Annotated in this window: 23 protein-coding genes; 19 read left to right on the forward strand and 4 right to left on the reverse strand. The window is 37.2% G+C overall.

What is annotated here, in order from left to right:
* Positions 1-174 precede the first annotated feature (174 nt).
* The 9 genes from RK01_RS13395 to RK01_RS01875 all read left to right on the forward strand — a co-directional run bounded on the left by RK01_RS13395 (position 175) and on the right by RK01_RS01875 (position 6,729).
* Positions 175-3,306 carry an autotransporter outer membrane beta-barrel domain-containing protein gene (locus RK01_RS13395; protein ID WP_477181427.1) on the forward strand — a complete coding sequence of 1,044 codons (3,132 nt, stop codon included), beginning with the start codon at positions 175-177 and terminating at the stop codon, positions 3,304-3,306.
* Between the two features lie 9 nt (positions 3,307-3,315).
* Positions 3,316-3,612, forward strand: a complete 297-nt coding sequence (locus tag RK01_RS01845) for a hypothetical protein (protein WP_016171603.1) — start codon at positions 3,316-3,318, stop codon at positions 3,610-3,612.
* Between the two features lie 15 nt (positions 3,613-3,627).
* Positions 3,628-3,768 (forward strand): CD1375 family protein, encoded by a 141-nt coding sequence (locus RK01_RS13670; protein WP_016171604.1) that lies wholly within the window; start codon positions 3,628-3,630, stop codon positions 3,766-3,768.
* A 71-nt stretch (positions 3,769-3,839) separates the two neighbouring features.
* Positions 3,840-4,247, forward strand: a complete 408-nt coding sequence (locus tag RK01_RS01850) for a hypothetical protein (RefSeq protein WP_016171605.1) — start codon at positions 3,840-3,842, stop codon at positions 4,245-4,247.
* Positions 4,248-4,250: 3 nt separating this feature from the next.
* Complete coding sequence (locus tag RK01_RS01855) at positions 4,251-4,466, forward strand: phage holin (RefSeq protein WP_016171606.1); 216 nt, start codon at positions 4,251-4,253, stop codon at positions 4,464-4,466.
* 1 nt (position 4,467) lies between these two features.
* Entirely contained in the window at positions 4,468-5,235 is a 768-nt protein-coding gene (locus RK01_RS01860; protein ID WP_016171607.1) for a peptidoglycan recognition protein family protein, read from the forward strand.
* A gap of 147 nt (positions 5,236-5,382) precedes the next feature.
* Entirely contained in the window at positions 5,383-5,763 is a 381-nt protein-coding gene (locus RK01_RS01865; protein WP_016171608.1) for a hypothetical protein, read from the forward strand.
* Between the two features lie 16 nt (positions 5,764-5,779).
* Entirely contained in the window at positions 5,780-6,265 is a 486-nt protein-coding gene (locus RK01_RS01870) for a hypothetical protein (RefSeq protein ID WP_016171609.1), read from the forward strand.
* Positions 6,266-6,273: 8 nt separating this feature from the next.
* Positions 6,274-6,729 carry a hypothetical protein gene (locus tag RK01_RS01875; RefSeq protein ID WP_244874947.1) on the forward strand — a complete coding sequence of 152 codons (456 nt, stop codon included), beginning with the start codon at positions 6,274-6,276 and terminating at the stop codon, positions 6,727-6,729.
* An 18-nt stretch (positions 6,730-6,747) separates the two neighbouring features.
* Here the strand turns inward: RK01_RS01875 and RK01_RS01880 are convergent, their stop codons facing one another.
* Positions 6,748-6,942: a hypothetical protein gene (locus RK01_RS01880; RefSeq protein WP_016171611.1), complete on the reverse strand. Its 195-nt coding sequence runs from the start codon at positions 6,940-6,942 to the stop codon at positions 6,748-6,750.
* A gap of 82 nt (positions 6,943-7,024) precedes the next feature.
* Positions 7,025-8,482, reverse strand: a complete 1,458-nt coding sequence (locus RK01_RS01885; protein WP_016171612.1) for a Y-family DNA polymerase — start codon at positions 8,480-8,482, stop codon at positions 7,025-7,027.
* A 662-nt stretch (positions 8,483-9,144) separates the two neighbouring features.
* Here RK01_RS01885 and RK01_RS01890 point away from each other — a divergent pair.
* From RK01_RS01890 to RK01_RS01925, 7 genes are all read left to right on the forward strand, one after another.
* Positions 9,145-10,602, forward strand: coding sequence for a peptide MFS transporter (locus RK01_RS01890; RefSeq protein ID WP_016171613.1), 1,458 nt, complete (start codon positions 9,145-9,147; stop codon positions 10,600-10,602).
* A gap of 535 nt (positions 10,603-11,137) precedes the next feature.
* Entirely contained in the window at positions 11,138-11,386 is a 249-nt protein-coding gene (locus RK01_RS01900; RefSeq protein ID WP_016171614.1) for a GlsB/YeaQ/YmgE family stress response membrane protein, read from the forward strand.
* Between the two features lie 15 nt (positions 11,387-11,401).
* Positions 11,402-11,965 (forward strand): alkaline shock response membrane anchor protein AmaP, encoded by a 564-nt coding sequence (gene amaP, locus RK01_RS01905; protein WP_016171615.1) that lies wholly within the window; start codon positions 11,402-11,404, stop codon positions 11,963-11,965.
* A gap of 11 nt (positions 11,966-11,976) precedes the next feature.
* Positions 11,977-12,177: a DUF2273 domain-containing protein gene (locus tag RK01_RS01910; protein WP_016171616.1), complete on the forward strand. Its 201-nt coding sequence runs from the start codon at positions 11,977-11,979 to the stop codon at positions 12,175-12,177.
* A 47-nt stretch (positions 12,178-12,224) separates the two neighbouring features.
* Complete coding sequence (locus RK01_RS01915) at positions 12,225-12,824, forward strand: Asp23/Gls24 family envelope stress response protein (protein WP_016171617.1); 600 nt, start codon at positions 12,225-12,227, stop codon at positions 12,822-12,824.
* A 315-nt stretch (positions 12,825-13,139) separates the two neighbouring features.
* Positions 13,140-14,069, forward strand: a complete 930-nt coding sequence (locus RK01_RS01920; protein WP_016171618.1) for a mechanosensitive ion channel family protein — start codon at positions 13,140-13,142, stop codon at positions 14,067-14,069.
* On the forward strand, positions 14,062-14,406 hold the full coding sequence (locus RK01_RS01925) for a methionine--tRNA ligase subunit beta (protein ID WP_016171619.1): 345 nt from the start codon (positions 14,062-14,064) through the stop codon (positions 14,404-14,406). Before RK01_RS01920 ends, RK01_RS01925 begins: the two co-directional genes overlap by 8 nt.
* Before the next feature lie 111 nt (positions 14,407-14,517).
* Here the strand turns inward: RK01_RS01925 and RK01_RS01930 are convergent, their stop codons facing one another.
* The gene (locus RK01_RS01930) at positions 14,518-15,342 is read right to left on the reverse strand and encodes a pyruvate, water dikinase regulatory protein (protein WP_016171620.1); all 825 of its coding nucleotides are present in this window, start codon (positions 15,340-15,342) and stop codon (positions 14,518-14,520) included.
* A 4-nt stretch (positions 15,343-15,346) separates the two neighbouring features.
* Positions 15,347-15,961, reverse strand: a complete 615-nt coding sequence (locus RK01_RS01935; RefSeq protein WP_016171621.1) for a helix-turn-helix transcriptional regulator — start codon at positions 15,959-15,961, stop codon at positions 15,347-15,349.
* Between the two features lie 200 nt (positions 15,962-16,161).
* Here RK01_RS01935 and ppdK point away from each other — a divergent pair, with 200 nt between their 5' ends.
* The 3 genes from ppdK (at position 16,162) to RK01_RS01950 (ending at position 22,638) form a co-directional block, all read left to right on the forward strand.
* The gene (gene ppdK / locus RK01_RS01940) at positions 16,162-18,765 is read left to right on the forward strand and encodes a pyruvate, phosphate dikinase (RefSeq protein ID WP_195516274.1); all 2,604 of its coding nucleotides are present in this window, start codon (positions 16,162-16,164) and stop codon (positions 18,763-18,765) included.
* 479 nt (positions 18,766-19,244) lie between these two features.
* Positions 19,245-20,636, forward strand: coding sequence for an L-cystine transporter (locus RK01_RS01945; protein WP_016171623.1), 1,392 nt, complete (start codon positions 19,245-19,247; stop codon positions 20,634-20,636).
* 502 nt (positions 20,637-21,138) lie between these two features.
* Positions 21,139-22,638: a helix-turn-helix domain-containing protein gene (locus tag RK01_RS01950; RefSeq protein WP_016171624.1), complete on the forward strand. Its 1,500-nt coding sequence runs from the start codon at positions 21,139-21,141 to the stop codon at positions 22,636-22,638.
* Positions 22,639-22,665 lie beyond the last annotated feature (27 nt).

A 22,665-nucleotide genomic window follows, 5' to 3' on the forward strand; every position in this document is an offset into this window, starting at 1 on the left:
GTTGTGACTAAAGTTTATGACGGTGAAAACGGTAAAACTCCAGTTAAGGGTATAGATTACTTTGATGGAGAACCAGGTACTAATGGTCTTTCTGCCTATCTGCATATACGGTATTCTCAAAACTCAAACGGGAATCCCATGACAGATGACCCTACTGGTGCTAAATATGTTGGTATGCAGGTATCACAGAACCCAAACCCTTCAACGGTACCAGCAGATTATGACTGGACTTTGGTTAAGGGTGCAGATGGTATTCCTGGCGAGACTGGAGCAGATGGACAAACTAGCTATCTGCATATCAAATACTCCAATGATGGCGGTCAAACATTCACTGGCAATGGCGGGGAAGATGTAGGAACTTGGATGGGTCAGTATGTTGACTTCACGCAGGCTGATAGCACGGATGTTAAAAAGTATGCATGGTCAAAAATCAAAGGCGAGGATGGACAAGATGGAGTAGCCGGTAAGGATGGTGTAGGACTAAAATCTACTGCTATCACATACGCACAGAGCGCTTCTGGTACTGTCGCTCCTTCAAGTGGATGGACAGTGCAAGTCCCCACGTTGGTTAAAGGTCAGTATCTCTGGACTAAGACAGTCTGGACATACACTGACAATACCAATGAGACTGGCTATACCGTTAGCTATAACGCCAAAGATGGAAACAATGGACAGGACGGTATTGCCGGTAAGGATGGCGTGGGTATTAAATCAACCAAAATTGAGTATGCTTCAAGTACATCAGGTACAACTAAACCTGGCGTGGGGTGGTCATTGACAATTCCAACAGTTCCTAATGGTCAATTCCTGTGGACACGTACTACTTGGACTTATGATGACAATACAACCGAACAAGGTTTCAGCGTTGCTAAAATGGGCGACAAAGGGGATAAAGGTGACAAAGGCGACCCTGGTAATCAGGGTATTCCTGGCACTCCTGGTGAAAACGGTAAAACGCCATACACACACTACGCCTACGCTTGGTCAGCAGATGGTACAGATAGATTTACGGATACGTATCCTAATGAAAATTTGTTAAGTACAGGCATTGTTACAGAAAAATCGTGGATAAATACGGATGGAAGCATTCAAGAGCTTGCAAATGGCTTTATTACTAATTTCATACCAGTATCATATGGAGATATTTTTACACTTACTCAAGTTGATACACAAGCTACAGTTGGTGCTGTTGCCCTATATGACACAGATAAACAATTTCTGTCTCGTGCATTTTCAAGCAACGCGAGCATTTTTAACTTTAAAATAAATAATGCAAGTGCTGCGTATATGCGCATCACTGAAAAATCTTCTACAGGAACCTTAAAAAAAGGTATTAAACTTGAAGTAGGAGATAAACAAACAATCTACACTCCCTCACCATCAGACGATTTTGAAAACGCCTATCCAACGTACAGCGGAACCTACACAGACTACACTGCACAAGACAGCCAAAACCCTGATGATTACACGTGGACACGTATCTTAGGTGAAAGTGGACAGGATGGTAAAGATGGCGTTGCGGGTAAAGACGGTGTAGGGATTAAAACTACGACAGTAACTTACGCTCTGTCTGACAGCGGCACTACAGCTCCAACGTCTGGCTGGACGGCTACTGTACCAACGCTCATTAAAGGTAAGTACCTGTGGACTAAATCAGTCTGGACGTATACAGACAATAGCACAGAAACTGGGTATTCTGTCACTTATGTAGCTAAAGACGGCAATGACGGCCAAGATGGTATTGCTGGTAAAGATGGCGTGGGTATCAAGTCTACTGCAATCACTTATGCTGTGTCATCAAGTGGGACTACAGCACCATCAAGTGGATGGGTTGCTTCTCCACCAACGGCTGCAGCTGGTCAATACCTCTGGACTAAAACTGTGTGGACGTATACAGATAATAGCACAGAGACTGGCTACTCCGTAGGTAAAATGGGGACTAATGGTTCTCAAGGACCAGCTGGTAACGGCATTGCTTCCACGGCAATTACTTACCAAGCTTCCACATCAGGTACCACTGCTCCAACCGGTACCTGGTCAACTACTATTCCAAATGTAGCTGCCAATCAGTATCTCTGGACACGGACGGTAATTTCTTACACCAACAGCACCAGTTCCACTGCATATTCTGTAGGGAAAATGGGTGCCAATGGCGCAAATGGTTCTGACGGTAAGGATGGCGAGGATGGAAGTAATGGCATTAGCGTATCCTCAGTGGTGGAAGAATATTACGTTTCCACTTCACCAACTAGTCAAGCAGGTGGCAGCTGGTCTACCACTGTGCCAAATAACGCAGACCCAAATAAATATATCTGGCGCAGGCTAAAGACAACTATGTCAGACAGTACAGTAACGTATACTAATCCTGCATTGATCCAAGGCATGACAGGTATCTATCCGTACATTGGGCCAACTCAGCCTGCTAACCCCAAAGAAAATCAACAGTGGTGGAAGTCTGATAGTAGCGGTAATGTCACTAATTTTTACGTTTACAAGTCTGGCTCATGGCAGGGTCAAACAATTCAGCAGTCAGTATTGAATATTATTGAGTTAAATGCTGTAAGAATACTTGGGTCAACTATCACAGGGACAACAATAAATACCTCTATTCTAAATAATTCAGGTACCTACCAAGACAGTGGCGCAACAATTATATATAACAGCACCTATAATGGGAATATAACCGCAGATTGGGCTGTTGAGAATAGCACTCAGAATGGAACATTTATCTTATCTCCAAGAAATTTGGCGGCTATCTCTTACACTGATGCAGCACGTAAAAATCCGGGCTGGCATTGGGTTATTGACAATAATGGTATTGATGTTGGCAATCCATCCTATTCTGCAATTTATGGCGGCGAAGGCATTACTATTTATAATGCGCAGTTATCTCCCGCATATGGCAGAGTGAAGCTTGAATTTCAAGATTTAATGTCATTGCCAGAGCGTGAAGTACAAAGTTATGCTTCGGGTTGGGGGGCATACTCAGATACCAACAAGCCACGGGCGAGCAGACAAGGAAGACAGGTTCAATTATTTGGAGCGTTTAAAAATACAAGCAATTTAACAGGAGGCACAAGTGCTCGAACTATGGGGACACTACCAGTAGGTTTCAGGCCTAAAGCGGACTATAATACTATGGCAAAAGGCAGCGCTGCTTTAATATTCATGTTGATAATTAGAGCTAACGGGAATATTGATTGTGCGTACATTATGGGGCCTAGCGGGACTTCCTATGGCTTTCCGGAAGTAGCGGCAGGATCAATTTTTAACATCTCGTGTTCCTTTGTCGCAGCAGATATTTAGGAGGGAGCTATGACAGATATGACAGATAACCAAGAGAGATTTAAAGAGCAATATATAGCTGATATTTTTGAGGGTACTGGTGAAATGGATGAGGAGTTGCTAAAACTCTTTGACGTTGTTTTAGCGGAGTTTAATGATAATTCTGATGATATGTCAGCGTTCATACAGGCGATTATTGATGAATACACACCACCGGAACCTAATGAATTAGAACAATTAAAACAGGAAAATGCAGAGCTTCGTCAGCGTCAAGAGATGTCTGAAGAGGCTCTTTTACAATTGTCAGACATGATTTTGTCAAAATAGAAAGGAGATTTTATTATGTATTCAGCTTTAGAAATGCTATACGCCACACATGTGATTGAGGGCAAGCGAACGATTGAAAGTGTTCCCGCTTTGATCCGTGAAAATGTTGCTTTAATTGTCAACGATGCAAAAAAGCAAGAAGAAACAGAGCGATAAAATATTTGGTAATTGGGACAATCGGTTTTATCGCCGGTTGTCTTTTATTTTGAAGCAAAGAGGGAATGTAGATGGTAGTGTTGGATCAGATTAACGAATTTTTCAGGCAGTATTTTGGCGTTGGCTTGATTGGAGGAATTCTCTTTGCAGGACGGCAGTTTTGGAAACTCTACAAGGAGATTAAAAAGCGTAACGATCAGCTAGACGAATTGCTAAAAGGCCAAACAGAATTAGACACTCGACTGGACACTTTGGAGGTACAAGGCAATCTCCGCCAAGAAGCAAGCCTAGCCAGTCTCCACGACCGAATTTATGCATCATACGAAGTCATATTAAAACGTGGAGCGGTAACGATGAAAGAACTAAACAACATGAGCCATCTGTGGAAAGCCTACAGTGGGCTCGGAGGAAACGGTACAGGACATGCGATGTATGAACGCATCTGTGCCATGCCTGTAATCGAGAAGGAGGAAGAATAACAAATGCCAAAATTTAAATTAACAGATGAACAGTATGCAATTTTGAAATGGGCGGTATCTATTGTGATGCCTGCTTTGGGTGTATTTGTTGGTGTGGTGGGTAAAACAATCGGTTGGGAGTTAACAGATTCAGTGTTGACAATCTGGACAGCATTTACCGCTCTTCTTGGTACTTGCATGGGAGTTTCAAGTTATCACTACAACAAGGAGGATAAATAATATGTCATATACATTCAATCGTGAATTTGCTTTAGCGGCTAATGAGGGTTCTAGTCAAAAAGCTCAAAATCTATATGTGATTGTTCATGAAACTGCTAATCCAACCGCTACTGGACGCAACGAAGCAACTTATATGAAACGAAATTGGAGAAACGCGTACACACAATTTATCATTGGCGATGGTGGTATTATCTATTTAATTGGGGAACCCGGCTATGTTGCTTATGGCGCGTTGTCAGCTAATCCATATTCACCAGTACAAATTGAATTACAACATACGAAAGATAAAACGATGTTTCAAAAAAATTATGCAGCTTATATCTGGTTAATACGCTGGGCTTGTGATAAGTATAATATTCCTAAAACGTTAGATGCTGGAAAAGCAGGTACAAAAGGAGTTAAATCTCATAAGTGGGTCTCAGATAATATTGAAGGTGACCACCAAGACCCATATAGCTATCTAGCTAGTATGGGAATCAGCAAATCGCAATTTGCAAAAGATATAGCGAACGGAGTGAACCAATCGGCGAACACGACTAATAATACACGTAAAAGACAGACAGTTAACGTTTACTGGTTCACTTATGGGTCATCTGGTCATAAAGCAGTAATCGACTATTGTAAAAAATACGGTTGGAGCTACAAAGAAGAGCGTAACAAGAATAGCGTCAAAATTAAAATTGGGACGTTCAACCAAAACTCTGATAATAAATTTGCTTTAGAAAAATGGTTGGCAAATAAAAATTATAATTATGATGTAACCATTTAAAATTAAAAGCCCTGGTCTCTTAGTTGAGGTCAGGGCTATTTTTTTGCAATTTTTTTACATTCATAGTATATTTCGCTTTACTATAATAGTAAACCGTGCTATACTATATATGTAGATGAGGGAAGCACAAAGAAAGGATTGAGTGAAATGACTAAATCAGAAATTTTTAAATTAGCACACACTTGGACGAAGAAAGCTTTTGAAGACAATCGAGCAGAAGGTTCTTATTTAGCTCATTTTTCTAAATTCTTAAAACGTGCTTACCAAGTTGCAAAACAAGCTGTCCCTGAAGATGCAGTTGCATTTGGATCCAGCAGCACAAAATTTAAAGGCGTTAAAATTTGGTTTGCTGCAAAAGAATACGGGGTTGGACGCAAAGCTCAACGAGAAGCACAAGGCAAGTTAGCAGTTAAAATGATGAATGACGTTCAGGTGCAAAAGGAAACTGAAAAAGCTGTTTTATTAACGTTTAACACAGCGTATGGCGAAAGCAAAAAATGGTTCCCTAAAAGTGTATTAGTAGCGTGAAAAAGGAGGAAAAATCATGATTTTGAATAAAGAATATGACTATTTAACAGCGTCAGGTAAGCATGAATCAATTAGCGGTAAAGTTAGCCCATCTAATCTGAAGCGAGCAAACGTCTCAAATGAATTAATAAAAAAATACACTTTAGCTCACGACAGGGTTCAGACAATATCAGGACTAAAAAATTCACCAGGCTATGCTACTGAAAACGGAAAGCTTAAATTCGAATCTGATACCGTAGAAGCAAAGAAAGAATTGAAAGCTGCACATAAATCCATTGAAGATTTTTTAGAGAAACAGCAGATGTTAAATTTTGGCATTATTGACTTGCAAAAGGTTTTAAAACTACTAAACTCTGACATTTCGGCATATCAAATTGAAAAAAATACTGGTATAAGCCGTATGGCGATTGGGAATTTAAAAAACGGAACGTCAGATGTCTCAAAGATGATTGTTAAGAATGCTTATACACTCAGTGAATATGCTAAATCGCTTGGAATGTAGTTGAGCCTATGCCGAAAAAATATGATTTAATTGATAAACGATTTGGAAAGTTAGTGGTTAAGAAGAAAGGTAATGCCACGAAGCAGGGGCATATGTGGGAATGTGTCTGTGATTGTGGCAATGTAGCTATCTACAGGACATCAATGCTAATTTCTGGAGATGCAGTTAGTTGTGGATGCCTACGTCACGATCCCAGCATGAAGCGTAACGAAGCAAGAAAAGCTCAAAAGGTAAACGGAGTGGAGTTATTCCGCTTTGAAAACGATAAAGCTATGCCGTTCAACTCAACTGGCGTTAGAGGTGTATCTAAATATCAGTTGAAGAATGGAACAGCTAAATATGAAGCTAAGATAGTCATTAATGGTACTACATATCGTAAAAAAGGATTTGATACTATTGAAGATGCTAAAAATTATCGCAAACAGCTAGAAGAATTATACTTACCAAAAAAGAGCCAAAAATAAGGCTCTTTTTTTATGCAACTAACTTTTAGCAATAGTTTCCAAAAACTTCAACTTGTTGACGAAATAGAGATAGTAATTATTTGCAAAATTTCGAACGATTTCTGGCGGGTTGTCATGATTAATTTTTACAATCTGTTCGCAAGTGTCATATACTACTGAGCGTACATAGTGACCTTCTAATTTCACATAGCCAAATTCATTTTCAAAATACATAAAAATTCCCCCTTCACATTGAGATACGTAAAAGGGGAGGGTAATTATTTTCTACTATTATATTTATCGTTTATAGGATAGTTTAATTGAATTCCTCCAATTCTAGCCAACTATTTTGGTTGTCACGCAATTCCCAACGCGCTTTCTTCGATAGTTCGTCATTTTGTAGCAGCGTGATTTTGTTCTCAGACGGTTTTGCATCTAGCCCGTCTAAGCCGCCAGCACTTCCGCCTCCATCATGGCCGCCAACTAATCCTGCACGAGCTACACTTCTGGCACCGTCTAATTTGCTTGTTGCATGAATAATTGCCGTAAAGCCATACTTTGCTCGAATCTTGTCAATAACTAAATCTAATCGTTCGTCTGCTATCTGCTGTTCAGGTTCTTCAAAAAGATTTAACTGCCGCTCTCTTGTGTAGATTAATTTAGAGTAGGTGACACCTATATGGCGAATTACCTGTCCTTTGTAGTATTTGCGGAAAATTGAAAGACAATACTGCACTAATTCCTTTGTGCTATCAGTAGCCGGAACTTTCATTTGATGCGAAAATCCTTTGCTAGATTCTGACATGGACGTTCCAACATATAAGTGCACACATTGTGCTAAACAGCCGTGCCTTCTAATGCGAGCAGCAACCTGTTCTGCCATTTCTTTTACCACAATTTCAATTTCATTTTGACGGATATAATCTTTTGGTAACACTTGACTGTTGCCATACGATTTTTCTTTTGGCTCTGGGGCGGGTTCCGATAGAATGGTGCGATCAATCCCATTCGCATGATAGTACAGTTGCGTCCCCATTACACCAAACCTTTTCTTTAGCTTGTAAACATCAGAGTGAGCGAGCTGGTAAATAGAATCAATTCCCATGTTATAAAGATTCCGCTTCATTCGGCTGCCTATTCCCCAAAAGTCAGTGATATCCTCAATAGTCCACACTTTAGAGGGAACATCTTGATAACGAATTTCCGCTACGAAATTATCATCGTGTTTTGAATAATTGTCGAGAGCCAGTTTAGCAAGAAGAGGATTGTCACCAATTCCGACTGATACGATTAATCCTAGTTTTTCTTTTACTTCTTTTTGAATGTGTCCTGCTAACCGTCTGCGTTTAATATATCGTGATTCCGATTTATCGGGATAAAACAAATTCAAAGAATGGGTAACATCTAAAATGGATTCATCGATCGAGTAAACAAGTAAATCTTCGTCTGCGACATACTCTCTAAAGATATCGTTTAATTTCATGTTCTCTTTAACATACAAATTCATACGCGGCGGAACTTTAATAAGGTCGGGGTGGTCAGGTAGATTATCTGCTCTTGTGACGTTCGATATACCAAGTTCTTTTTTAGCGATAGGAGACGAGGCTAGAATGAGGCCGTTCCCGGTATTATCCGCTAGGCTCATGACTACTAACATCGTAGACAGCGGATCTAATCCTCTTTGGCTGCATTCAACGGTGGCGTAAAATGATTTAACATCGATGAATAAGATATCCCTAGTTGGTTCTAACCGATAATCAAAATTCAATTCCATTTTCACCACACTCCTTCGCTTTAATTATACGAACGTATGTTTGTTTTTGTAAAGCGAACAGATTGTTAAGAATGAATTTTCAAGGGGCAGAAAAGGGGCAATAAGTGATGTATGGCTGACATATCTTTGATATTAAAGGAATAAGCAGAAGTGCGATAAACGCAGTGGTGACAAGGGGTTGAGTTATGAAAGATAAGAATTGAAATATGTGAAATTGAGTACGCGCTTTACACGGCAAAGCTGCTCGTATCAAAGAAATCCGTCGTTAATCTATTCGACAAAACAAAAGCCCTTGGAATTCCAAGGGCTTTTTTTGTTGTAGGTACTTGTTCTTTAATATTTTACTCTCCTTTGCACGGAAAATGGCTGTAGCATGCATATTTTTATCAAACACAAAAATTTTTTGAAAAAAGAGATACACCAGACTTAATGTGAAAAAAATAACTATCGTCTCATCAAAAAAAGAGTAAAATCTTGATTTAGAAATAACCAGGATTATATAAAAGTTTAATTTCTCATGGACATTAAAAAAGACAGTTGTTTAAACAATTTTCTCTCAGTTAATTATTCTTGAAATTTCTAAATGAAAAGAATAAACTAGTCCCTGTGAATTTTCAGAAAAATTTCTTTATTTGAAATACTGAAGCAAAAGGAGCTTTTATATGGAAGAAAAAACTTTTATGGGGCAACCGCGGGGTTTAGCGACACTTTTTTTCACTGAAATGTGGGAACGATTTAGCTATTATGGGATGCGTGCAATTTTACTTTATTATATGTACGATGCGGTAACAAGTGGAGGATTAGGATTACCCAAAGCGACAGCTGTGGCAATTATGTCCATTTACGGTTCAATGGTTTACATGTCGAGTATTGTCGGTGGCTGGATTTCTGATCGCCTCTTAGGATCGCATAAGACGGTTTTTTATGGCGGCGTTTTTATTATGTTTGGTCATATTGTCTTGGCAACGCCATTTGGCTTATCAGCACTATTTATTTCCATGATTTTAATTGTAATTGGAACGGGCATGTTAAAATCAAATGTTTCGGGTATGGTGGGACATTTATATTCAAAAGAAGATTTAAGACGCGATACCGCTTTTTCAATCTTTTATATGGGAATAAATATTGGGAGCTTAATTGCACCAATTGTAGTGGGGACATTAGGCCAAAATGTCAATTATCACTTGGGTTTTTCAATTGCAGCAGTAGGAATGTTTTTTGGGCTAGTACAATACCGCGTACAAGGACGTAAAACATTGGCCAATGTTGGCGTTGAAGTAGCAAATCCCTTAGTTGGCGCAGAGCGAAAAAAATTCTTGCGTAATTTAGTAATCGCACTGGTTGTCGTTGCAATCCTTTTTGGTGGGGCAGCGCTGTTTAATCGCTTGGATGTAGATTTTTTCATCGATAGCGTAAGTGTTTTGGGAGTCTTATTGCCTGTTTACTACTTTACAACAATGTTGCGTTCTAAAGATGTTACAGCAGATGAAAAGAAAAAAGTATTGGCTTATATTCCCTTGTTTTTATCTGCGATTGTATTTTGGTCACTAGAAGAGCAAGGTTCTTCCATTTTGGCACTTTTTGCCGCAGATCGTACCCAAGCAACGATTTTGGGGATTACGATTCCGGCTAGTTTGTATCAAACGTTAAACCCATTATTTGTGGTTTTGTTAACTCCTGTATTTGTCTGGTTATGGACCAAACTAGGGAAAAAGCAGCCAACTACAGAAGTAAAATTTGCCATTGGGTTGATTTTGGCGGGGCTATCTTTTGTTTTATTAATGTTTCCAAGTATGATTTATGGCGTTGATTCTAAAGTAAGCCCATTGTGGTTAGTCGCTAGCTTCTTTATTATGATTGCAGGTGAAATGTGCCTATCGCCGGTTGGTTTATCTGTGACAACTAAATTAGCGCCTAGAGCATTTGAGGCGCAGACGTTAGCGATTTGGTTATTAGCTGATGCTTCTTCTCAAGCCATTAACGCACAGATTACCCGTTTTTATTCTCCTAGTACAGAAGGTAGCTATTTTGCCATTGTCGGTGGTGTTGCGGTAATAGTTGGTATTTTGCTTTATAGTGCAAAAAAACCTATTCGACGCTTAATTGGAAATATTCACTAATATTAAATATTGAAAAGGCTGTTGAAAATGTCTGGTAAGACGTTTTCAACAGCCTTTTTTTGTAGAATAAAAATTTGCAATTTGCTTCCTTTTTAAATGGCCAGAATGCTTTAAACAATTAGAACTTCCTTTCATGGATAAAAATTTTTGGGGGATTAAAAAAGAGTAGCATTTTATAGCATCACTTTGGAAAGATAATTCCCTTAAGAAATTCTTAATATTTTTTGCTGTTTTTTTATTTTCTAAAAGCAATGGATTATTTGTCACAAACCTATTTTTCACTTCTTTTAATTAATTCCTCATTCAGTGTGAATACCGTAGTTTAACGACTTATAAGCATCATATTTAACGACTAAGAAGAATTTATTTTCAATTTTATTCAAAATTTTTTTGTTTTTTTATTATTAATTTGGTTTTTTGCGGATACACTTTGTTTAAGCTTTTTTTCAGTAAATGCTATGATTTTTATAGAGATTGATAAAACGTAAACGTTTAAATGAAACGTTTAAATAAAAGGCGAAAGGAGTTTTGTTTTATGGGCTTAATATGGTCATTAATTGTGGGAGGTGTAATCGGCGCAATTGCTGGGGCGATTACAAACAAAGGTTCATCAATGGGCCTAATTTTTAATATTTTAGCTGGATTAATTGGTTCTTCTATTGGACAAGCATTATTTGGTAGCTGGGGACCTGTAATTGGGGGAATGGCAATTATCCCTTCATTAATTGGAGCCGTAATTTTAGTTGCAGTCGTGTCCTTTTTCTTCGGACGAAAAGCAGCGTAAAAAGGACGTGATAGTATGCGAAAAAGTACGAAGGTAGTCTTACTTTTAGTTATCTTTTTCTTATTCTTTCCCCTAATGCATACGTTGATTACAACGCAATATGTTGCGAATCTATCGTTTTCATTATTACCTTTTACTGTCTATCCACTAGTTGGTAACGTAATGGGGCAATTTCTTTTTTGGACAGCTGCCGGATTGCTGATTTTACTTGTTATCTGCATTTTTGTAGTAATATTTTTCCCAAAAGTCAGCAATCAGTTAGAAATCGAGACGGATAATGGAACATTAACTATTCAGAAAAAAGCGATTGAAAATTATGTCTTAACAGCCGTGAAAGAAGAACCGTTTATTGCAGATCCCAATGTTAAAGCGGTAATTAAGAAAAAGAAAATTAAAATCTACGTTAGTGGTCAAATGCGTAAAGTCTTTCAGACAACACAGCGACAAAAAGTTTTGTCAGATAAAATCAAAAATGATTTAAACCAGATATTCGGTGCCAAACAGGAAATCGTAACAGATGTCGTCTTTAAAGATTTTCGTGAACAAAAACACGAAAATGATGAGCCGAGAGTTCAGTAGGAGGGATAACGATGAAAGAATTAGTAGCACAATATAAATATCCTTTGATTTGCGGAGCCCTTGGTTTATTACTGGCAATTTTAATCCTTACGATTGGCATTTTGAAAACATTGCTATTAATAATATTTACAGCAATTGGTTTATATTTGGGCTTTTATCTGCAATCAATTGGTTTTTTCGAACAATTTCGTTCAAAAAATAGTAAAAAATAGGTATTAAACCGCAAGTTCGGTTAAGAAATATTTAGGAGGAATTAAGCATGGAAAACAAAACACCAAACATGAAACCAGAAACAAAACCGGTACCACCAAAACCACCAGTAGGAAAAGCAGAAGGAATTAAAGGTGAATTGACTTTTGATGATAAAGTTGTCGAAAAAATCATCGGTATTGCTTTAGATGAAATCGGTGGCTTATTAACTGTTGATGGTGGCTTCTTCTCCAATATTGCTGGAAAATTAGTAAACACAGACAACCCAACCTCAGGCATTGACGTAGAAGTTGGTAAAAAGCAAGTTGCGGTTGATCTTTCAATTGTAGCCGAATATGGCAAAGACATCACGACAATTTACAATCAAATTAAAGAAGTCATTGCCCGTGAAGTTAAAAAAATGACAGGCTTAGATGTGATTGAAGTAAATGTTGATGTGGTTGATGTAAAAACAAAAGCACAACATGAAAAAGATTCTGTCACTGTTCAAGATCAATTATCAGACGCTGCTTCTGCAACTGGTGATTTTGCTTCAAAACAAACTGAAAAAGCCAAAGAAGCTTTAGGTAAAGCTGGCGATAAAGTTAGTGATGGCGCACATGATGTGAAAGAAAATGTCCAAGAAGCAAGAGAACCACGGGTAGAATAAACAACACGAAGTAAAAAACCAACAAGTATGGAAATCTTATTTTTCCTACTTGTTGGTTTTTTTTTAGGTAAAAGGTATATGATTTCATAAGAAATAAAGCCGATATATCAAAATTGTTGGTATCTAACTTCAATAAATTTTCTATATTAGCCCAAAATTAGGGGAGATTACTTAAGTAAATGTCTGAAACTGGCGGCAATAATGAAAAAGACAATGAAATTACCCAAATTTAATGCGTTGTTTTAGCTGGGATTTCATTTGTCTAACTTTCTGACATAGCGTAACATGAAAGAAAAGAAAGTTAGGAGCAAGCAAATGGATGCTAAAACTAGTAGTTTTTTGGAAAAGATACTTTCAGAAATAGTAGATAATGTTCAAAATCCAAATGAATTAATGGGAAAAAGCGGTATTTCTGTCGTTTTATTGGTGCTATTAGTCGCATTAGAATGGTTTTTTACAAAGCTTTGGCGAAAGCTTATCGCCAATATTAAGGTATTAAATGTCATCAATACCATGACTCGTTTTCTATTACGCTTTTTATTTTTGATTAGTTTGCTACGTTTATGGTTGAATGCACTGGATGCTTTAATTCTTTTATTAGTTTTTATCGGTGTCATCCTTTCTTTATCAATTAAAGGGTTGATTAGCAGTCTAGCAGGATGGTTTTTAATTGTCAACAAGCATCATTTTAGAATTTATGATCGCATTGAGATTGGTAATGTCAAAGGAGAAGTCATTTCCGTAAGCTTATTGTATTTTACCTTAATGGAAATTAGTAATTGGTTTGAAGCAGAAGCGCCGACCGGTCGAACGGTCAAAATCCCTAATAGTAAAATTTTGTCAGAATCAGTCTACAACTACAACGAGGTCACTCCCTTTGTTTGGAAAGAACTCAGTTATTTAGTAGCTTTTGAAAGTGATTGGCAAAATGCTCAACAAATTATGACAAAAGTTCTTTTGCGTTATTATGAGAATTTTGAAAAAGAATATTTAACTGATGCCCTCTACAAAGAAGTCGTTTTGAAACAATTACAGTTATTTGACGGGGAGTTAAAGCCAGTGCAAATTGTCGATGTAACAGAAAACGGTGTAAGGCTTAAAACGCGGTATGTAGTTTACTATACAGAAGGAACAACAGTTGCCACTACCTTAAATCAGGAAATATTGCGCGCCTTTCAAGCTGCAGCTGTTAAAATGGCAGGTCAAAGAATTTATTTTATTAAAGGGGGTAATGAAGATGATTAAACCTACCATTCAACTAAAAGATTTGGATAAAAATGATATTCGTGTTGGCAAAATTGTCACAGTTTTTGATGTCACATCTTCTGATAAACTGGTAGGACTAGATGTGGATTTTGGTGATTTTAAACGTACTATCTTAGTTGGTATGAAAGCGGAGCGGAAAAATCCAAAAGCTGAAATTGAAGGCACACAAGCCTTATTCGTGGTTAATTTAGAACCAAAAAAGATGTTTGGGATTGAATCTCATGGAATGCTTTTTGATATTGGCTATGCCAACGGAATTACGCCAGTTTTAGCTATTCCGGAAAAAAAAGTTCCCAATGGTACAAAAGCTGGGTGAGTCGATTTAAGAAGAAAAAATAAGCCAAGGTGAGATGAAGACAAAAAAGTTTTCATCTTATTTTGGCTTATTACAGAAGTGAAAAATAAGTGTGTTTTCTTGAATTGTGATTTATGCCTTGTTACCCAAGCTAGCGAGATGAGGGTGTGTTTCTAAAATCAAACCGGCAGTTTCTTCAATCGAGCGATCTGTAACGTCAAAGGACTGAATGTGATATTTTTCATAGAGATTTTGAGCGTATTCCATTTCTTTTTGAATGCGCTTTTCATCGGTGTAACTACTGCCACTAGTAAGACCTAAGGCGTGAAGCCGCGAATGTCGGAATTTTTTGAGGTATTTGGGATCGGCTAGTAATCCGATAATGTTATCTTTTGGAACTTGCTGCAACTCTTGTGGCAAGCTTACTTCTGGGATTAAGGGCAAGTTTGCCACTTTAATGGATTGGTTGGCCAAATACATCGAAAGTGGTGTTTTCGAAGTACGGGAAGGTCCTAAGATAATTAAGTCGGCTTTTAAGAAACCCTTAGGATCTTTACCGTCATCATAAGCAGATGCAAAATTGATGGCATTCATCCGATAATAATACTGATCATTTAACTGACTAACCGTTGTGGGATCGCTAGTAGGTGTTGTATTGGTTAAAGCCGCAAACATGTGTAAAATTGAATTTAAAAGTTCTTGGTGTTGTAAATTATTTTGTAGACAAAACTCTTGGACTTCATTAGCTAATTCGTCCGATATAAAAGTAGTTAGTACAGCGCTATTATTTGCTTTAGCTACAAGCAAGATTTCATTTAATGTTGCTTTATCCCGTACTAAAGGATAGCGTTTCAAATCAACAGATTTACCCTGAAATTGTCCAGCTGCCGCATTAGCTAAAACTTGGGCGGCATCTCCGGAAACATCTGAAATGACCACAATTGATAATTTCTCCATTAGTCTACTCCTTTACTTTTTCAATTAAATAATCATGAATACGTGTTTTGGTAATTTTCCCTACAGCAATTTTAGGGTTATTTTTTTTTAGAACAGGAAGGGAATCAACCCGTAGCGTACGTAATTTTTCTGCAGCTGAAAAAAGTTCGTCATCTTCCAGACAGGTACTGATTTGGGGTAATCGGGTCATGACAACTGTTACAGGCGTTTTATCAATCATTTTATTTAAAGAAGCCCGCAATAAATCTTTACGAGATAATAAGCCTACCAATTCCTTTGCCTCATTTACGATGTACAATGATCCAACATCATACATAAACAAGGTTGTAATCGCATCGTAAATGGTATTTTCTTGTGAAATGTTTAATGGGGGAATCATAATGTCTTTCACAGGAATGGCAAGTAAAGTAGCCAAACTTTTATTTTGATGCATCGCTCCAGCATAGACATAGCCAACTTTGGGGCGTGCCTGTAAGACGCCAGTCATGGTTAAAATGGAAAAGTCATTGCGTAAAGTTGCTCGTGATAGACCGAGGATTTCTGCAATTTTTTCACCGCTGATGGGTTGTTTTTCTTTGACTATTTCAGTAATTGCTAATTGTCGTTGAGATAATTCCAAAATCATCCCTCCAATCGTTAATTATTTTGATTGTTTTATGATTTCCTTATCTTTTCATCGATTTTACCCATAATCATTATATAGTATATCCAAAATATTTAATAGTATAGCATATATTTTTGTTGACAATGAACTTTTTGAAAGGTATAGTCGGTTTGTGTTTAATAGTATATCACTTTGGAGGTAATAGTGTGGCTAAAATGACGTATCGTTTTCAAGAAGGTAAGAAAGAGTGGAAAGATCTTTTAGGGGGGAAAGGTGCAAATTTATGTGAAATGACTAAGCTTGATTTACCAGTACCTAGCGGATTTATCGTTAGTACAGACGCCTGTCGTGACTATTTAGCTCAAGAATCAAAAAAATTATCGCCGAAACTAATAGAAGAAATTATTTTACAAATCAAACATTTGGAAGCGCTGTCTGCAAAAACTTTTGGTATAGGAGATAATCCTTTATTAGTTTCTGTCCGAAGCGGTGCAAAATTTTCAATGCCTGGCATGATGGATACAATATTAAACCTAGGGTTAAACGATCAAACTGTTCATGCGTTAAGTGCAATAACGGGAAATGTCGATTTTGCTTTTCAATGTTATTGCCGACTTATTCAAATGTTTGCCGATGTTGTTTACGGTGTTTCTGCCGAAAATTTTGGTGTAACACCAACCGGAACAAAATCAGAAAAAGAGTGGCAGCAAACGGTGCAAAACTATCAAAAAATATATGCTGCTAACACAGGGCAATCATTTCCCCAAAATACAATGGAGCAGCTAATTATTGCTGTTGAAGCTGTTTTTACCAGTTGGAATAATCAACGGGCTAAAGTATATCGTCGTCTTCATAACATTTCGGATGCTCTAGGGACGGCAGTAACCATTCAGCAAATGGTTTTTGGCAATTATTCTGCCGATTCTGCTACAGGCGTCATGTTCACTCGTAACCCTGCCACCGGTGAAAAAGGTGTTTATGGGGAGTTTCTTTTACAAGCACAAGGAGAAGATATCGTTGCGGGTATTCGTACACCAGAACCTATTAGAAAACTGGCAGAAACAATGCCTTATGTATACGATGAATTATTGAAAATTGCGACTCAACTAGAAAATCATTATCAAGATATGCAAGACGTTGAATTTACCATTGAAGCTGGAAAACTGTATATGCTTCAAACCCGCAACGGTAAACGTACACCGCAAGCTGCAGTTACAATTGCTTATAATCTGATGAAAGAAGGGATAATCAGTACAGAAACAATGATCAATCGTATTGACGAAGAAATGATTGAAAAGTTGTTACACCCCACCTTTACCAAAGAGGCACGCCAAAAGAAAGCAATTGTGCAAGGGTTACCTGCTAGTCCTGGCGCAAGCGTGGGACAAGTAGCATTTACTGCTGAAAGCGCAAAAGAAATGGCAATGCAAGGTCGACCGGTAATTCTAGTCCGTAATGAAACTTCCCCAGAAGATATTGAAGGCATGAGTGTAAGTGAAGCCATTGTCACTTCCCGCGGCGGTATGACTTCTCATGCCGCTGTGGTAGCAAGAGGGATGGGAATATGTTGTGTGGTTGGCTGTGAAGCTTTGCAAGTAGATGAAAGTCAAGGAGTGGCATATTTTGCAGAAGGGCAATTAAAAATAGGAGATGTCATTTCAGTGGATGGAAGTAGTGGGCGCGTTTATCGCGGTAAATTGCCGTTAAACGAAGCCACCACTTCGGCAGTATTGGAAAAAGTACTGAAAATTTGTGATTCACAATCTACATTGGCGGTCTATGGTAATGCCGAAACACCACGCGATATAAAAGAATCGGTTAAAAAAGGAGCAAAAGGAATTGGATTAGCTCGGACAGAGCACATGTTCTTTAAAGCAAATCGGCTAAAAATGATGCGACAATTAATATTGGCAGATAATCCAGATAAAGTAAATGAAGCCTTGAGCTATATGAAAGAAGAACAGAAGGCTGACTTTTGCCAAATGTATCAAATTTTAGGTGAGTTGCCATGTACGATTCGTTTGTTGGATCCTCCTTTACATGAATTCTTACCTCAAGAAAAAAAAGAATTGCGCGAAATCGCACAAGACTTAGCGATAAACAGTCAAGAAGTCCTGACAAAAGCGCAAAGTTTAGCAGAAATAAATCCAATGTTAGGTCTGCGAGGCGTTCGTTTAGGTATTACCAGACCAGAAATCTACCAAATGCAAGTAGGTGCTATCATAGAAGCGGCTATTGAAATTTCTAGAAAGGAAAAAATTACAATTATTCCTCACATTATGATTCCTTTAGTGGGTACAGTCAAAGAACTGAGTCTAATTAAAAAAAGTTGTTTGGAAGTTATTGGAGCGCAGTTTAAAGATTCAAACATGAATTTGCCTTTTAACATTGGAACGATGATTGAAATTCCTAGAGCCTGTCTAATTGCTGACCAGTTGGCGCAAATTGCTGATTTCTTTAGTTTTGGCACAAATGATTTAACGCAGTTGACCTATGGTTATTCACGAGATGATGCGCATAAATTTTTATCAACCTACACTCATAACGCAATATTACCAAGCGATCCTTTCCAACATTTAGATGCTGAAGGAGTAGGGAAATTAATGCGTTTTGCTTCTGAAAAAGGGAAAGAGGAAAAAGAAAGCCTCTCCATTGGCGTTTGTGGTGAAGTAGGAGGCGACCCAGCTTCTATTCAATTTATTCAAACATTACCCGTAGATTATGTCTCGTGTTCACCATTTCGAATTCCGCAAGCCCGCTTAGCCTGCGCTAAGGCTGCAATCGCTAAGAAAAAAAGTGACCATATGGTTTTGGTATAACTTTTTCCAAATATAATAGTGGCACGTTACCATTAAGGTAGCGTGCTTTTTCATAATCAAAAGAATTATAGGATTTTCACAAGGGATAAGACTGATTTAGCCAGATTCTTGATGTCTAGCTTTATGAACAAACTCTCTACGACAATAAGCTAAAATTTTAAGAAATTTGAAAGACAATTTATCAAAATTTTCATCTTATTGCTTGAGAGTTAAACCATCCGTTGCATTTTTTATGCAGCTTTTGCTTCTCCATTTAGCGTATTGGTTGTAAATAGAGAAGCGCTTTTCTATCGTGATACTTTTTTCAAAAGAGCAATACAAGGTTGCATATCCGCCATCTGAAAATCGATACGCTTTCATAAGTCATAATAAAAGACAGATAAAGTAAACTAACTTATAATAAGTAAATCGGATTTCTTTTAAAAAAGAAAAAAGATGAATCTTAACGTGATGTTAATGGAATTATTTGGGGGTATATGATGACGACTTTATTAATTATTGCTGTATTGGTAGTGTTTGCTGCGTTGCTTTATGTTTTTTGGCGACAACAGCAAAAACACTTGAAATTTTCAACTCGCGTTTTTGTAGCACTTTTTGTCGGTATTCTTTTTGGCGGAGCACTACAATTAGTCTTTGGTACAAAAGATGCGGTTGTAACTGGCGCTTTGGAATGGATTCAAATTGTCGGGAATGGTTATGTCAGTCTCTTACAGATGCTGGTTATGCCACTTGTTTTTGTTTCGATCGTTTGTGCATTTACACGGATGAAAGAAAGCAATAAATTAGGAAAAATCAGTTTTACTGTTTTGGCAACTCTACTCGCAACAACAGCAGTTGCTGCTTTAATCGGATATACAAGTATTGTTTTGTTCAATCTGGATGGCGCTTCTTTCACACAAGGTGCAGCCGAATCAGCACGGATAGCGGAGTTGGCAGAACGTCAGACACAAGTACAAAACTTATCCATTCCGCAACAAATATTGTCCTTTATTCCTACAAATGTATTTGCTGATTTAGCCGGTACTAGAGCTACAAGTACAATTGGAGTTGTTATCTTCTCTGCTTTTGTGGGAGTGGCGTATCTTGGCGTGAAGAGAAAAGCACCAAAAGAAGCAGATTTTTTTGCAAAATTAATGGATAGTCTTTATAAAATTGTAATGCGAATTGTAACGTTGGTTTTACGTTTGACACCATATGGCGTTTTTGCTTTGATGACAAATGTTTTAGCATCAAGTAATTTTGCTGCAATTGTCAATTTAGGTAAATTTATCCTCGCTTCATATAGTGCTTTAATTGTAGTAATGCTCCTTCATCTTTTAGTCTTAAGTTTTGTCAAAGTTAGTCCGATGACTTATTTGAAAAAAGCATTGCCAGTTTTAAGTTTTGCTTTTACTTCTCGTTCCTCAGCTGGCGCGATGCCGTTAAATATTGAAACACAAACCAAGGCTTTTGGTGTGGATGACGCTACAGCTAACTTTGCTGCTAGTTTTGGGATATCTATCGGCCAAAATGGATGTGCCGGTGTTTATCCTGCGATGTTAGCAACAATTGTTGCGCCGAGTGCGGGTATAGATATCTTCAGTTTGCAATTTGTCTTAATGCTGGTGGCAGTAGTAACCATTAGTTCATTTGGCGTTGCAGGTGTCGGGGGTGGAGCGACATTTGCTTCTTTAATTGTTTTAGGTGCGCTGAATCTCCCAATTGCCATTGTTGGATTAGTTATTTCTGTAGAACCGCTAATTGATATGGCACGAACTGCAATTAATGTTAGCGATGCAATGGTCGCTGGAATTGTGACTTCCACTAGAATTAAAGAAATCGATCGCAATGTATTAGAAAATCCAGAGGCTGTTATTGATACACAAGCATAGTAAGAAAATAAGGTTTTGAAGGTAAAAAAATTAGACGAAAAAACTAATTTTTTAAAACTTCAAAACCTTATTTTTTTGATAAAAATGTTTCACACATATTTTTATATTTTTCTAGCGAAAAATAAAATAATCAATTTTACTAAGGATTAATAATATTTTTGAGCAGACAAAGCCATCATGAAATGATATTTTTAGTATTGTTTCACAAATACTTTAGAATTCTCCCCAGTCGAGTCGAAGCAATCTACCTTTTTATGGAGGTAGTCTTTTTAAGCATTTTAGAAAGATATTCTTCGAAAAAGCAAAATATAGGAATTTATCTTCTTAATAATTTTGACATAAACCAATTTTTTAAGCTTTTTTTGCTAAAAATATTACGATATTTCTTCTTTTTTATCAATTTTTAGAAATTTTGTTTTAGTTGCTATGTTATAATGACCTTGTTTTGAATTGACCAGGGAGTTACGTGTCGTCAATTTAAGACTAGAGAAGAGGTTATACCATGTACAGAAGAGAACTTCTAAATGATTGGGACAAAAAAATTATGGAGTTTCTCCGCTATCTTACCCAAAAAGGAAATCATGCCACCAAAAAAGAGGTTTCACAAAAACTGGCATTAACGAGACCCACTTTGTTAAAATTAGTGGCAGATATTCAAGAAATTTTTAAAAATATGTCTGGTTTTCAACTGACGACGTCGAACCACGAATACCAGCTACATATTGATTTAACGCAAAATTTAAGCTTTATGACAAGATATTTGATGCTGTATTCGCGCAAATATAAAATCTTAAAAGAAATCTTTTTTCAAGAAAATGTGAATGTGAACTATTTTTGTGATTCCAATGGACTAAGTATAGCAACTTATTATGCTGAAATAAGAGAGTTAAATAAATTGCTAGCTGAGTTTGATTTAGTGATAAAAAATAACCAAATCCATGGTTCAGAAATCCAAATTCGTCATTTTTTTAGTTCTTTATTTTTCCATACACTTCCCGTCGAAAAAATTGAGCATCTGCAAACGCAGTTATTACCAGTAGCCTTTATTACAGACTTGGAAGAATTACTGGAGATTCGAGTTAATCACTGCTTTTTACATGAATTAACATTATATTTATGGGTGGTAAAAATTCGTACAGAAGGGCAAAAAGATCGTTTTTCTAACGAAGCAGAGTTTGTGGAAGAAATCCGCAATTTAGGAAACCGCCAAAGTTTTGTAGCGGGTATCCGTGGAATAAAAAGTTTTACAATTTTGAAAAATTTATGCCAAAAACACTTGGTTTATTTTCCTGCCCACTATGATACTGAAGTCAGTCGCTTGGTTTGTTTTTTCATGAGTCATCATTTTTCATCTTCTGATTCTTTATTATTTAGAGAGTTAAATGAATTAGGTCGGTGCAATAATTTTATAAGTTATCGCTTTGTTCAATCCTTTTTAGCTTTATCAGAAGTTTCAGCGACGCAAAATGATTATATTGTCTACAATGTACTTAAATCGATTTGGCAAAACATTTTGTTAAAAGGACACATTATGATGGATCAAACAATCTTTTTTAATCGCTATTTAGATGAGTTGGATGCGATCAATCAAAAAAATCAGTTTGATAAAATTGTTTTGGCTTTAGAAACTAACTTTCCCGAGCTGTTTAATCATCAAAAAATTAAAGATCCGTTAAAAGGGGATCTGGGCCGCGCCTTTCTTTATTTACAGGAAGAAAAAGAAGCTTTGTATCGCGTTGGGATTTATTATGTAGGAAATCAATTATTAGCTCGTCAAATGACAAATTATTATTTATATGAACTCAACAAGTATCCCAATTTGTATGCTACTGCGTGGAACCGGGATAGTGAATTTGATATTGTATTAAGTAATTATGAGATAGGCGATTTAATCCAATATGAACAGCTGTTTTATATCAATGTTTCTCATCCCGAATTAAATATTCAAGAAATTTTACGTTATGTTAAAAACCAGCAAATGAAAATAGGCCATCTTGGTTAAAAGTAAACCCCTTCACAAATGTCATTG

Origin of the sequence: Enterococcus dispar ATCC 51266, assembly GCF_000406945.1 — a bacterium.
In the GTDB taxonomy this organism is placed as follows: Bacteria; Bacillota; Bacilli; order Lactobacillales; family Enterococcaceae; genus Enterococcus_C; species Enterococcus_C dispar.